The organism is Streptomyces endophyticus (assembly GCF_035798155.1).
GTDB classification, from domain to species: Bacteria; Actinomycetota; Actinomycetes; order Streptomycetales; family Streptomycetaceae; genus Streptomyces; species Streptomyces endophyticus.
The window spans coordinates 52,385-64,727 of sequence record NZ_JAOZYC010000135.1 but is presented as its reverse complement, the minus strand read 5'-3'; the positions used below and the strand labels follow the sequence as shown (position 1 = coordinate 64,727).

12 protein-coding genes are annotated in these 12,343 nt (G+C 69.4%); 4 read left to right on the top strand and 8 right to left on the bottom strand.

Going from position 1 to position 12,343, the window contains the following annotated elements:
- The first annotated feature begins 289 nt into the window (after positions 1–289).
- Together OKJ99_RS24035 and OKJ99_RS24030 are read left to right on the top strand one after the other, a co-directional pair.
- Positions 290–1,156, top strand: coding sequence for a hypothetical protein (locus tag OKJ99_RS24035; RefSeq protein ID WP_326019444.1), 867 nt, complete (start codon positions 290–292; stop codon positions 1,154–1,156).
- Between the two features lie 161 nt (positions 1,157–1,317).
- Positions 1,318–1,506 (top strand): hypothetical protein, encoded by a 189-nt coding sequence (locus tag OKJ99_RS24030; protein ID WP_326019443.1) that lies wholly within the window; start codon positions 1,318–1,320, stop codon positions 1,504–1,506.
- Positions 1,507–1,594: 88 nt separating this feature from the next.
- On the opposite strand, the gene OKJ99_RS24025 is transcribed toward OKJ99_RS24030, so the two are convergent.
- Positions 1,595–1,954 carry a metal-sensitive transcriptional regulator gene (locus tag OKJ99_RS24025; RefSeq protein WP_326019442.1) on the bottom strand — a complete coding sequence of 120 codons (360 nt, stop codon included), beginning with the start codon at positions 1,952–1,954 and terminating at the stop codon, positions 1,595–1,597.
- Positions 1,955–2,162: 208 nt separating this feature from the next.
- Between OKJ99_RS24025 and OKJ99_RS24020 the strand changes: the two genes are divergently transcribed.
- Positions 2,163–2,783 (top strand): DUF47 domain-containing protein, encoded by a 621-nt coding sequence (locus tag OKJ99_RS24020; RefSeq protein WP_266712456.1) that lies wholly within the window; start codon positions 2,163–2,165, stop codon positions 2,781–2,783.
- 7 nt (positions 2,784–2,790) lie between these two features.
- Positions 2,791–3,789, top strand: a complete 999-nt coding sequence (locus OKJ99_RS24015; RefSeq protein ID WP_326019441.1) for an inorganic phosphate transporter — start codon at positions 2,791–2,793, stop codon at positions 3,787–3,789.
- A gap of 169 nt (positions 3,790–3,958) precedes the next feature.
- Here OKJ99_RS24015 and pstB read toward each other — a convergent pair whose 3' ends face one another.
- From pstB to OKJ99_RS23980, 7 genes are all read right to left on the bottom strand, one after another.
- Positions 3,959–4,735, bottom strand: coding sequence for a phosphate ABC transporter ATP-binding protein PstB (gene pstB, locus OKJ99_RS24010; protein WP_326019440.1), 777 nt, complete (start codon positions 4,733–4,735; stop codon positions 3,959–3,961).
- 46 nt (positions 4,736–4,781) lie between these two features.
- Positions 4,782–5,873: a phosphate ABC transporter permease PstA gene (pstA, locus tag OKJ99_RS24005; RefSeq protein ID WP_326019439.1), complete on the bottom strand. Its 1,092-nt coding sequence runs from the start codon at positions 5,871–5,873 to the stop codon at positions 4,782–4,784.
- On the bottom strand, positions 5,870–6,880 hold the full coding sequence (gene pstC, locus OKJ99_RS24000; RefSeq protein WP_326019438.1) for a phosphate ABC transporter permease subunit PstC: 1,011 nt from the start codon (positions 6,878–6,880) through the stop codon (positions 5,870–5,872). The genes pstA and pstC overlap by 4 nt, the downstream gene beginning before the upstream one ends.
- A gap of 126 nt (positions 6,881–7,006) precedes the next feature.
- Positions 7,007–8,134 carry a phosphate ABC transporter substrate-binding protein PstS gene (gene pstS, locus OKJ99_RS23995; protein ID WP_326019437.1) on the bottom strand — a complete coding sequence of 376 codons (1,128 nt, stop codon included), beginning with the start codon at positions 8,132–8,134 and terminating at the stop codon, positions 7,007–7,009.
- 226 nt (positions 8,135–8,360) lie between these two features.
- Positions 8,361–8,816 (bottom strand): NUDIX hydrolase, encoded by a 456-nt coding sequence (locus OKJ99_RS23990; protein WP_326019436.1) that lies wholly within the window; start codon positions 8,814–8,816, stop codon positions 8,361–8,363.
- Positions 8,813–9,868: a CHAD domain-containing protein gene (locus tag OKJ99_RS23985; protein ID WP_326019435.1), complete on the bottom strand. Its 1,056-nt coding sequence runs from the start codon at positions 9,866–9,868 to the stop codon at positions 8,813–8,815. The genes OKJ99_RS23990 and OKJ99_RS23985 overlap by 4 nt, the downstream gene beginning before the upstream one ends.
- Positions 9,849–12,266 (bottom strand): RNA degradosome polyphosphate kinase, encoded by a 2,418-nt coding sequence (locus OKJ99_RS23980; RefSeq protein WP_326019434.1) that lies wholly within the window; start codon positions 12,264–12,266, stop codon positions 9,849–9,851. Before OKJ99_RS23980 ends, OKJ99_RS23985 begins: the two co-directional genes overlap by 20 nt.
- Between the last annotated feature and the right edge of the window lie 77 nt (positions 12,267–12,343).

The window sequence follows — 12,343 nt, the reverse complement described above, 5'->3', positions numbered from 1 at the left end:
TCATCAGGGGGCCGTGGGTTCCGTCAGGCGGCCGGGCCCGCCGAGCCGAGATGGTCGTCCGCGTCCGAACGGGCCTTGCTCCGTGCCCTCCTGGCAGGACCCCGCCAGCCGCAGCTGCAGCGGGCCAGGCAGAAACGTCCCTGTTCCACGACGGTGGTCGTATGCGAATGCTGCTGTTGTGCCACGCGGCCACGGTAGCGACTCCATGTAAAGCCCCCGTTCGCGTGACGGTCGACCCTACTCGTCGTTAACCCCGACGACAGGGGTGGCCGCACACGCACGGACAGGCATGGGGGTCGGACCAGCGATGGTGGTGCAGCAGCACGGGAACGCGGCCGCTTCGGCACGGGCGGCGGTGGCCGCTGCCGCGGTGGCGTCGGTGGTCGTGGGCGTCGGCGGATGCGGTGGCGGCGCCGAGGGCGGGGAGCGGAACGCGGACCCGACACAGACCGTGCGCGGGGCGGCCGAGCGCCTGGTCCGCGAGGGCAGTTCACAGGCGCGTACGTCGATGGAGATGGCCAGCGGCGGGACCCGCGTCACGATCCACGGCGAAGGCGTCTACGACTACCGCAAGGGCCTCGGCGAGCTGCGGGTGCGGCTTCCGCAGGACGCGGCGGGCGACGAGGAGCACCGGCCGATCACCGAACTGCTCGCGCCCGGCGCCCTGTACATGAAGAACCGGGGCGCCGGCGTCCCCACCGACAAGTGGGTGCGCGTCGACGTCACGACGTTGACGGACGGAAATCTGGTCACCGGCGGCGCCACCGACCCGCTCGTCGCGGCCGAACTGCTGCGTGGCGCACGGAATGTGACGGAGCGGGGCGAGACCGACATCACGGGCGTGCGCACCCGGCATTACAAAGGGGACGTGGAGCTGAGCGCCGCCGCGAAGGCCGCTTCCGGGGCGCAGCGTGGGGCGCTCGCGGCGGCGGCGAAAGGGTTCCGCAAGGGGCGGGTGCCGTTCGACGTCTACGTCGACGACGAGGGGCTGATCCGCAAGGTCGTGCACCGGTTCAGCTTCGCCAACGGGCAGCCGGAGAAGGACGTGGCCGTGACGTCGACGACCCTGTACCGGGGGTTCGGGAAGCCGGTGAAGGTACGGCTTCCGGCCAAGGGGGACATCTTCGCGGGGAAGGTCGCCGAGCCCGGACCGTAGGGCCTGCCGCCCGGTCCGCCGCCTGTCTCGTCGTCCGTCCGTAGGCCTGTCGGGGGCCGGAAATGGTTCTTCCGTGCCATGCGCGGGGCGTGAGCCGGTCCCTACTCTAGGAAGTCGGCCATTGCGGCCATCGGCTGTTGGTCACGCGGCAGGAAGAGGTGATGAACGTGGCTCCCGTGGGTGGTACGGCGGTTCAGGACCACGTCGCCCTCGCCGAGATCGAGCTGTGCGGTGAGTTGATCATCGCGGCGTCCGCCGTCTCCGAGGGGCGGCTCAGCGTGGACCGGATCGACGAGGTGCTGCGGGTCGCCGAGGTGTTGCCCGGCGGACCGGAGGGCGACCGGGGCTGAAACGGGAAGAACGAGAAGGTGGGGACGCCGGGTCCGGCGTCCCCACCTTCTCGTGGAACTACAGGTACTGAAGGGTGCTCAGGGGTCCTCAGGTGCGCAGCAGGCGGGCGATCGCCTTGGAGGCCTCTTCGACCTTCTCGTCGATCTCGCTCCCGCCCTTGAGCGCGGCGTCGGCGACGCAGTGCCGCAGGTGCTCCTCCAGGAGCTGGAGCGCGAAGGACTGCAGCCCCTTCGTGGAGGCCGACACCTGCGTGAGTATGTCGATGCAGTAGACGTCCTCTTCCACCATCCGCTGCAGGCCGCGGATCTGGCCCTCGATCCGGCGCAGCCGCTTGAGGTGCTCGTCCTTCTGATGGTGGTACCCGTGGATGCCGCGGTCGTGGTCGGTCACGATCTCGGCCTCGTCCGGCACAGCCTGCTGTTCCGCCTGCGTCGCGTCAGTCGTCATCGTGTCCGTCCTCCCGTGGTTTCCCATACCCCCTGCGGGTATATGGTACCGGATTTTCCAGGGCCTGTACCGGTTCGTCCCGGCTCGGCCGGGGCCAGTGCTGATCACTGTGCCCGATGGGCGACACTGGTGTAACGCCGGTTAGCCGTGGCCGGATGATGCGCCTAGCATCAGCCTGACCGAATCCAAAGCACCCCGAGGACCCCACGTGCGCTTTCGTCTGACCCCCAGGGAGACGAGCTTCTACGACATGTTTGCCGCGTCCGCGGACAACATCGTCACGGGCTCGAAGCTCCTGATGGAACTGCTCGGCGCGGATTCCTCCGCCCGGGCCGAGATCGCGGAGCGGATGCGGGCAGCCGAACACGCCGGTGACGACGCAACCCACGCGATCTTCCACCAGCTCAACTCCTCGTTCATCACGCCGTTCGACCGCGAGGACATCTACAACCTCGCGTCGTCCCTCGACGACATCATGGACTTCATGGAGGAGGCCGTCGACCTGGTCGTCCTGTACCAGGTCGAGGAGCTCCCCAAGGGTGTGGAGCAGCAGATCGAGGTCCTCAGCCGAGCCGCCGAGCTCACGGCCGAGGCCATGCCGAATCTGCGCACCATGGACAACCTCACCGAGTACTGGATCGAGGTCAACCGGCTGGAGAACCAGGCCGACCAGATCCACCGCAAGCTGCTCGCCCAGCTCTTCAACGGCAAGTACGACGCCATGGAAGTCCTGAAGCTGAAGCAGATCGTCGATGTGCTGGAAGAGGCGGCCGACGCCTTCGAGCACGTGGCCAACACGGTGGAGACCATCGCCGTGAAGGAGTCCTGACCGGCTCATGGACACCTTTGCTCTGATCGTGACGATCGGCGTCGCACTGGGATTCACGTACACGAACGGTTTCCACGACTCCGCCAACGCCATCGCTACTTCTGTCTCCACGCGTGCGCTGACGCCCCGTGCGGCGCTCGCCATGGCCGCGGTCATGAACCTCGCCGGTGCCTTCCTCGGCAGCGGCGTCGCCAAGACGGTGAGTGAGGGGATCATCGCCACGCCGGTGGGCGACAAGGGGATGGGAATCCTCTTCGCCGCTCTCGCGGGCGCGATCGTCTGGAACCTCGTCACCTGGTACTTCGGGCTTCCCTCTTCCTCCTCGCACGCCCTGTTCGGTGGAATGGTGGGTGCCGCCCTCGCGGGCGGGACCACCGTCTACTGGTCCGGGGTGTGGGAGAAGATCGTCATCCCGATGTTCACCTCGCCGGTGATCGGACTCGTCGTCGGCTACCTGGTGATGACCCTCATCATGTGGCTCTTCCGGCGCTCCAACCCGCACAAGGCCAAGCGCGGCTTCCGTATCGCGCAGACCGTCTCCGCCGCCGGCATGGCGCTCGGGCACGGCCTGCAGGACGCGCAGAAGACCATGGGCATCGTGGTCATGGCGCTCGTCATCGGCGGCCACGAGTCCTTCGAGGACCCGATTCCGGTCTGGGTCAAGATCGTGTGTGCCGTGATGCTGTCGCTCGGTACGTACGCCGGTGGCTGGCGGATCATGCGCACGCTCGGGCGCAAGATCATCGAGCTGGACCCGCCGCAGGGCTTCGCGGCCGAGACAACGGGTGCGTCGATCATGTTCGGTTCGGCGTTCCTGTTCCACGCGCCGATCTCGACGACGCACGTGATCACCTCGGCGATCATGGGTGTGGGCGCCACGAAGCGCGTGAACGCGGTTCGGTGGGGTGTCGCCAAGAACATCATCCTGGGGTGGTTCATTACGATGCCGGCCGCCGCGCTTGTCGCTGCCGCTGCGTACGGGGTGGTCTGGCTGGCCTTCGGGTAACCAGCCGCCCGCGCCGTGGCTGAGGTCGCGGGGCTCCGCCCCGGGCCCCGCTGCTCAATCGCCGCAGGGGCTTAAATCGTGAAGAGGCCCGCCCCGAAAAGGGGCGGGCCTCTTCTGGTCCCCGTGGTGGCACCGCCATGCAGCACCGCGGGGAGTCGGGGGAGTCGGGTCAGCCGAAGCGGCCCGAGATGTAGTCCTCCGTGGCCTGGACGGACGGGTTGGAGAAGATGCGCTCCGTCTCGTCGATCTCGACGAGCTTGCCGGGCTGGCCGACCGCCGCGAGGTTGAAGAACGCGGTGCGGTCCGAGACCCGGGCCGCCTGCTGCATGTTGTGCGTCACGATGACGATCGTGAACTGCTCCTTCAGCTCGCCGATCAGGTCCTCGATCGCGAGGGTGGAGATCGGGTCGAGCGCCGAGCAGGGCTCGTCCATGAGCAGGACGTCCGGCTCGACCGCGATCGCGCGGGCGATGCACAGGCGCTGCTGCTGACCACCGGACAGACCCGAGCCGGGCTTGTTCAGGCGGTCCTTGACCTCGTTCCAGAGGTTGGCGCCCTTCAGGGACCTCTCGACGACCTCGGCGAGCTCCGACTTCTTGTACTTGCCGTTGAGCTTCAGGCCCGCCGCCACGTTGTCGAAGATCGACATGGTGGGGAAGGGGTTGGGGCGCTGGAACACCATGCCGACCGTGCGGCGCACGGCGACCGGGTCGATGTGGGAGCCGTACAGGTCCTCGTCGTCCAGGAGCACCTTGCCCTCGACGCGGCCGCCGGGGGTGACCTCGTGCATCCGGTTGAGGGTGCGCAGGAACGTCGACTTGCCGCAGCCGGAGGGGCCGATGAAGGCCGTCACCGAGCGGGGCTCGACGGTCATCGAGATGTCTTCGATCGCCTTGTGGGCGCTGTAGTAGGCGGTGAGTCCGCTTACGTCGATTCGCTTGGCCATGATTGGTTCTCTACTTCCGGTACGTCGCTGAGTTGGGGTTGCCGCGTCAGCGGCCGGCCTTCGGGGCCTTCCAGCGGGCTACGCCGCGGGCCGCGAGGTTGAGGATCATGATGAAGGCGATGAGCACCAGGGCCGCCGCCCAGGCGCGGTCGTACGCCGCCTGGCTGCCGCCGCTGCTCGCGTACTGCTGGTAGATGTACAGCGGCAGCGAGGCCTGCGGGCCTTCGAACGGGTTGCCGTTGATCAGCGGGTTGCCGAAGACGAGGAGCAGCACGGGGGCGGTCTCGCCTGCGATGCGGGCGACGGCCAGCATGACGCCGGTCGTGATGCCGCCGATCGACGTCGGCAGGACGACCTTGAGGATCGTGCGCCACTTCGGGATGCCGAGGGCGAGGGAGGCCTCGCGCAGCTCGTTCGGGACGAGCTTGAGCATCTCCTCGGTGGAGCGGACCACGACCGGGATCATCAGGATGGCCAGGGCCATCGAGCCGGCGAAGCCGGAGAAGCCGAAGCCGAGGATCAGGATCCAGAAGGACAGGATGAACAGGCCCGCGACGATCGACGGGATGCCCGTCATCACGTCGACGAAGAACGTGACCGCCTTCGCGAGCTTCCCGCGCCCGTACTCGACCAGGTAGATCGCCGTGAGGATGCCGATCGGCACCGAGATCACGGTGGCGATGCCGACCTGTTCCAGCGTGCCGAGGATGGCGTGGTAGATGCCGCCGCCCTCCTGGTACGAGGTGACGAAGCCCATCGAGTGGCTCAGGAAGTACGGGTCGAGGACCTTGATGCCGCGCGCGATCGTCTCGTAGACGAGGGACGCGAGGGGGACCACGGCGAGGATGAAGGCGACCCAGACCACGCTGGTCGCGAGGCGGTCCTTGGCCTGGCGGCGGCCCTCGACCTTGGCGGCGAGGGCGTACGAGACGACGACGAACAGGAGGGCCGCGAGCAGGCCCCACTGGACGCGGCTGGTGAGCCCGGCGCCGAGGCCGATGGCGCAGCCCGCCGCGATCGAGCCGACGGCGATGGCCCAGGGGGCCCAGCGCGGCAGGCGCGCGGCGCTCAGCGTGCTCGGCGCCTTCGGGGCGTCCGGCGTGCCCGGCGTCTTGGCGGGAACGGTTGCGTTGCTCATGCGTTGGCCCCCGAGTACTCCTTGCGGCGGGCGATGATCAGGCGGGCCGCGCCGTTCACGAGGAGGGTGATGACGAAGAGGACGAGGCCCGAGGCGATGAGGGCGTCGCGGCCCTGGTCGTTCGCCTCGGAGAACTTCGCGGCGATGTTCTGCGCGAAGGTGCCGCCGCCCGGGTCGAGCAGGCTGGTGTGGATCAGGAAGTCGGGGGAGAGGACCGTGGCGACGGCCATCGTCTCGCCGAGCGCGCGGCCGAGGCCCAGCATCGAGGCGGAGATGACGCCGGAGCGGCCGAAGGGGATCACCGACATCCGGATGACCTCCCAGCGGGTCGCGCCGAGCGCGAGCGCCGCCTCCTGGTGCATCTGGGGCGCCTGCCGGAAGACCTCGCGGGAGACGTTGGTGATGATCGGCAGGATCATGATCGCCAGCAGGATGCCGACGGTGAGCAGGGTGCGCGGGGCGCCGCCCTGGTACTCGAAGATGCCGGTCCAGCCGAAGTAGTCGTCGAGCCAGTAGAAGAGGCCTGTCATGTGCGGCACGAGGAAGAGCGCGCCCCACAGGCCGTAGACGATGGACGGCACGGCGGCCAGCAGGTCGATGACGTAGGCGATGGTGCCGCTCAGCTTCTTCGGCGCGTAGTGCGTCAGGAAGAGCGCGATGCCGACGGCGACGGGCACCGCGATCACCATGGCGATGATCGAGGTGATGACCGTGCCGAAGGCGAGGACGGCGATGCCGAAGACGGGCGGGCTCGCGGTCGCGTTCCACTCGAAGGTGGTGAGGAAGTTGCCCTCGTTCTTCGAGAGGACCAGCGAGGCGCGGTAGGTCAGGAAGACCGCGATCGCGGCCATGATCACCAGGAGCAGGATGCCCGAGCCGCGCGAGAGGCCGAGGAAGACCCGGTCTCCGGGGCGGGTGGCGCCGCGGGCGGCGCGCTTCTGCTCGGAAGGTGAGGGGCGATCGGCGGGCGCCGGTGGTGGCGCCGGTGATTGCGTGGTTATGTCCATGGGGGTTCTCCGGTCTGCGAAGTCCCGTCCCCGGTTGGGGTGTTGAGAGTTACGGGGCTTCTGGCGGCGGTGCACCGGACGGTGCGGGCCACCCGGTTCAACCGGTGGGTGGCCCGCACTCTTGGGTCAGCTGATGCTCGCGACGGTCTCGCGGACCTTCTTGTTGATCTCGGTGGGGATCGGGGCGTAGCCCAGGTCGGAGAGGGCCGCCTGGCCCTCCTCGGACGAGGTGTAGTTCAGGAAGGACTTGGTGGCGGGCAGGGTCTCCGCCTTGTTGCCCTTGTCGCAGACGATCTCGTACGTGACCAGGGTGATCGGGTAGGCGCCCGCGGCCTTGGTCGCGTAGTTCAGTTCCAGGGCGAGGTCCTTGCCGGTGCCCACGACCTTGGCGTCGGCGATCGCCTTCGAGGCGTTCTCCGTGGTGGCCTTGACGGGCTGGCCTGCGCCGGTGTCGATGTCGACGGTCTTCACGCCGTCCTTGGCGTAGGACAGCTCGACGTAGGAGATGGCGCCGTCGGTCTGCTTCACCTGCTGGGCGAGGCCGGAGGAGCCCTGCGCGGACTGGCCGCCCTTGGCCTGCCAGGCCTTGCCGCCCTCGTACTTCCAGTCGCCGGGGGCGGCGGCCTTCAGGTACTTGGTGAAGTTGTCCGTGGTGCCGGACTCGTCGGAGCGGTGGAAGGCCTGGATCTTGGTGGCCGGAAGCTTGGCGTCCGGGTTCAGCTTCTTGATCGCCGGGTCGTTCCACTTGGAGATCTTCGAGTCGAAGATCTGGGCCAGCGTCTTGGCGTCCAGGGTCAGGTTGTCGACGCCCTGGACGTTGAACGCGACGGCGATCGGGCCGCCGACCATCGGCAGGTCGATGCCCTGGCCGCCCTTGCAGACCTTCTTCGAGGCGGCGACCTCTTCGGGCTTGAGCGCCGAGTCGGAGCCGGCGAAGGCGACCTGGCCCTGGTTGAAGGCGGTGACGCCGGCGCCGGAACCGTCGGGCTTGTAGTTGAGCTGTACGTCGGAGCAGGCCTGCGCGTAGGCCTGGCGCCAGGCGTCTATGGCGTTGGCCTGGGCGGACGAGCCGATGCCGAGGAGCTGGCCCTTGGCGTCGTCGCACTTGATGTTGCCCGCCTTGGCGGAGGCGCTGGTGCCGCCCGAGCCGCCGCTGGTGTCGTCGGAGCCGCACGCCGTGAGGGCCAGGGCGCCGGAGACGGCGAGGGCGCCGAAGGAGAGGGCGCGGAGCCGGTTCTTGCGCTGAAGCTTCACTTTCGGTGTTCCTTCCAGGAGCCGCCGGCCTTCTCTGTCTCTGTGGCGGCGTGCGATCTGCGGGTGGTTTCAGTCGAGCGGTGGACGGTTCCCGGGGACCGGGGACGCACCGTGTAAGGCTGAAATTAGGCAGATCAGGTGAAGCGGCCGATGGGCGTGAGTGAACGCAGGGTGAACCTAAGCGGGCGGCGTGGTTAGGTCACGGTACGGATACGGAGAGTGACCTTCAGGTGGTGTGGAGGGCGCCGAGGGCGCCGAGGGCGTCGAGCAGGGCGTCGACGAGGGTGCGGTCCCTGGGCTGGGTGAGGCGGGCGCGGGCCTCGGGGGGTGTGAGCCAGGCGATGCGGTCGACTTCGCGGTTCGGCGTGAACGTGCCGGTGGTCGCTTCCGCGGCCCAGTAACTGACCTGCTTGGGGCGGCCGTTCGCGAGGTAGTGGGCCGTGGGGAGCGCGGCGCCGGGCGCGCAGTCGTGGCCGGTTTCCTCGCGCACCTCGCGCCGCGCGCCGGCGAGGGCGTCCTCGCCGCGTTTGAGCTTGCCCTTGGGGTGCGACCAGTCGTCGTACTTGGGCCGATGGACCAGACAGATCTCAACTCCCTGGTCGCTGTGGTGAGTTGGCGGTCGGCGCCAGAGGACGCAGCCTGCCGCGAGGATCGTGTGGGGGTCGTCCTGATGCACGGTCATGGGGTGCCCACCGCCTGTCGTTGCCATGCTTGTCCGAACGCGATCCTGGCGGCCGCGACCTCGTGGCGCTGGTCGGCGTGGAGCACGCCGAGGGCGTACGCGGTCGTGGGCGCGATGCGGGGGGTGCGGGCCGCGTGGGCCGCGGCGGCGGCCGCCTCCGCGGCGTCCCTGTGGGCGTTCAGGGCGTCGGCCGCTTCGAGGAGTCGTACGTCCATGGGGGTGTCCTGCGCCACTTCGCGGGCGTAGCGGTGCAGGCGCAGCAGGAGGCGTACGTGGTGCCAGGAGGCGTCGGCGTCCGCGTTGTAGGGGTGGCTGGTGTGGTGGAGGGTGGTGGCGGCCTCGGTGAGGCGGGATTCGGCCTCGCCGGCGAGCTTCTTCAGCTCGGTGTCGGCGGTGGTGAGGGGGACGTCACTGGCGAGCACGGCGACGTTGTCCGCGACCGCGTGGAAGCGGGCGGAGCCGAGGGCCTGGAGGGCGGTGCTGTGGGCCCTTGTGCGGGCGAGGGTGAGCTGGCGCTCCAGCAGGGCGGATGCCTTTGCGGCGCCGAGGGTGAGGGTTTCCCGCGGCTGCGGCTCCGGGGCGGGGGCCTGCGTATCGGCGCGCGGCGCCGGGGGCCGCCTTGCCCACCCTGCCGCCCCAGGCGGCAGATTGCCCAAGGCGGCGGCGTCAGGCGCGGGGTCCGGGGCGGAGCCCCGTGGCGTGGGAGCGGGTGGCGTCGACAGGGCGTGGAGGGCCGAGGTCAACCGGTCCAGGCGGGACGCATACGCATGCTCGCGGGCCAACGTCCCCGACAACCACGCCAGTTCGGGCCGCAACGCATCCGACCAGTCCGTGTCGAGGAGCGGGCGGAAGGTGTGCAGCGTGCCGCTGATGCGCCGCGCCGCGCGCCGCAGCGCGCGGGCCGCGTCCGCCGTGTCGCCCGCCGCGCCGCTCTCACGGTGCTGCCGCAGCGACCGCAGGAACTCGGTGGCCTGGGAGCGGAGATAGCGCCCCAGGGCATCGACATCGTTCCCGTTCAGCGGCTCGCTGGACTCAAGGTGTCGCTGTGCCACGCCGGCGCCTCCGGGCGTCTATGAGCATCTCCTGTACGTTGCGCAGGGGTTGGCCGTCCGCGTCCAGCGCGTGCCGGGTCCAGTTGCCGTCCGGGCCCAGGTGCCAGGAGGCAGTGGCGTCGGACATCCCCGTTTCGAGCAGTCGGCTGAGCGCCGCGCGATGGGCCGGGTCCTCCACGCGGACCAGGGCCTCGATGCGGCGGTCGAGGTTGCGGTGCATCATGTCGGCGCTGCCGATCCAGACCTCCGGCTCGCCGCCGTTGCCGAAGGCGAAGACGCGGGAGTGCTCCAGGAAGCGGCCGAGCACCGAGCGGACCCGGATGTTCTCGGACAGGCCCGCGACGCCGGGGCGTACGGCGCAGATGCCGCGGACCCAGATGTCGACGGGGACCCCGGCCTGCGCGGCCCGGTAGAGCGCGTCGATGACGGCCTCGTCGACCATCGAGTTGACCTTGATGCGGATGTGGGCGGGCCGGCCCGCACGGTGGTGCTGGACCTCCTTCTCGATCCGCGTGATCAGGCCCGTACGAAGGGACTTGGGGGCGACGAGGAGGCGGCGGTAGGTCTCGCGGCGCGAGTATCCTGACAGCCGGTTGAAGAGGTCGGAGAGATCGGCCCCGACTTCCTGATTGGCCGTCAACAGGCCCAGGTCCTCGTACAGTCGGGCCGTCTTGGGGTGGTAGTTGCCCGTGCCGACGTGGCTGTACCTGACCAGCTGGTCGCCCTCCTGGCGTACGACGAGCGACAGCTTGCAGTGCGTCTTCAGGCCGACGAGGCCGTAGACGACATGGCAGCCGGACTCCTCCAGCTTGCGGGCCCACTTGATGTTGGCCTGCTCGTCGAAGCGGGCCTTGATCTCGACCAGGACGAGCACCTGCTTGCCGGCCTCCGCGGCCTCTATCAGCGCGTCCACGATCGGTGAGTCGCCCGAGGTCCGGTACAGCGTCTGCTTGATGGCGAGCACGTCCGGGTCGGCGGCGGCCTGCTCAAGGAACGCCTGCACGGAGGTGGAGAACGAGTCGTACGGGTGGTGCAGCAGCACGTCGTGGCCGCGCAGCGCCGCGAAGACGTCGGGGGCCGAGGCCGACTCCACCTCCGCCAGGTCGCGGTGGGTGCCCGCCACGAACTTGGGGTACTTCAGCTCGGGGCGGTCGATGCCCGCGATGGAGAAGAGGCCGGTGAGGTCCAGGGGGCCCGGCAGCGGGTACACCTCGGCCTCGCGCATCTTCAGCTCCTTCACGAGGAGGCTGAGTATGTCCGAGTCGATGGTCTCCTCGACCTCAAGGCGCACCGGCGGCCCGAAGCGGCGCCGCATCAGCTCCTTCTCCAGGGCCTGGAGCAGGTTCTCGGCGTCGTCCTCCTCCACCTCCAGGTCCTCGTTCCGCGTCAGGCGGAACATGTGGTGCTCCTCGACCTTCATGCCGGGGAACAGCTCGCCCAGGTGCCGGGGCGCGGCGATGACGTCCTCGATGGGGACGTAGCGCTGGGGCGAGGCCTCCAGGAAGCGGGAGAGCAGGGGAGGAACCTTTACCCGGGCGAAGTGGCGGTGGCCGGAGACGGGGTTCGAGACGACGACGGCGAGGTTGAGGGAGAGCCCCGAGATGTACGGGAAGGGGTGCGCGGGGTCGACGGCGAGCGGGGTGAGCACCGGGAAGATCTGCTGCATGAACAGCGTGTAGAGCCGGGCCTGCTCCTTCTCCGTGAGCTCGTTCCAGCGCACGACGTGGACGCCTTCGTCGGCGAGGGCCGGGGCGACCTCGTCCTGGTAGCAGGCGGCGTGCCGGGCCATGAGCTCGCGGGAGCGGTTCCAGATCAGCTCCAGGACCTCGCGGGGTTGCAGGCCGGAGGCCGAACGGGTGGCGACGCCGGTCGCGATGCGGCGCTTCAGGCCCGCCACCCGGACCATGAAGAACTCGTCCAGGTTCGAGGCGAAGATCGCCAGGAAGTTCGCCCGTTCCAGGAGGGGGGTGTTCGGGTCCTCGGCCAGCTCCAGGACCCGCTCGTTGAACGCGAGCCAGCTGCGTTCGCGGTCCAGGAAGCGGCCCTGCGGGAGCTCCGCGCCCTCCTGGTTCGCGTAGTCCTCCTCGTAGTCGTCCGGGTCCGCGTCGATGTCGGCGACGATGCCGGCGAGTTTCGCGGCGGCCAGGTCGTACTCGCCGCCTGCCACCGGGTGTGGCCGGTGCGCGGCGAGTGACCCCACGGACGGCTGGGGCTGCGCGGCCGAGGGGGCCGGTGCCGTGTCGGTCGTCTGGTCCTGTGCGGCGTTCGGCTGGCTCATGGCCCCATTCTTCCGCGCGGACGCCGTCCGGGGCGCGTCGACCGCGTCGGAGTACGCGGGCGCGAGCGTGAGACCGCCACGGTGGGCGGGCTCGGCGGGTTCGGGGGCGGGGGGCTGCATTCCGTGAGCGTCGCAAGTCCGTCTGAATCGACGGTTACGGCGACATGACGTACGGGCTATGGGCGGGCGGCCCGCCG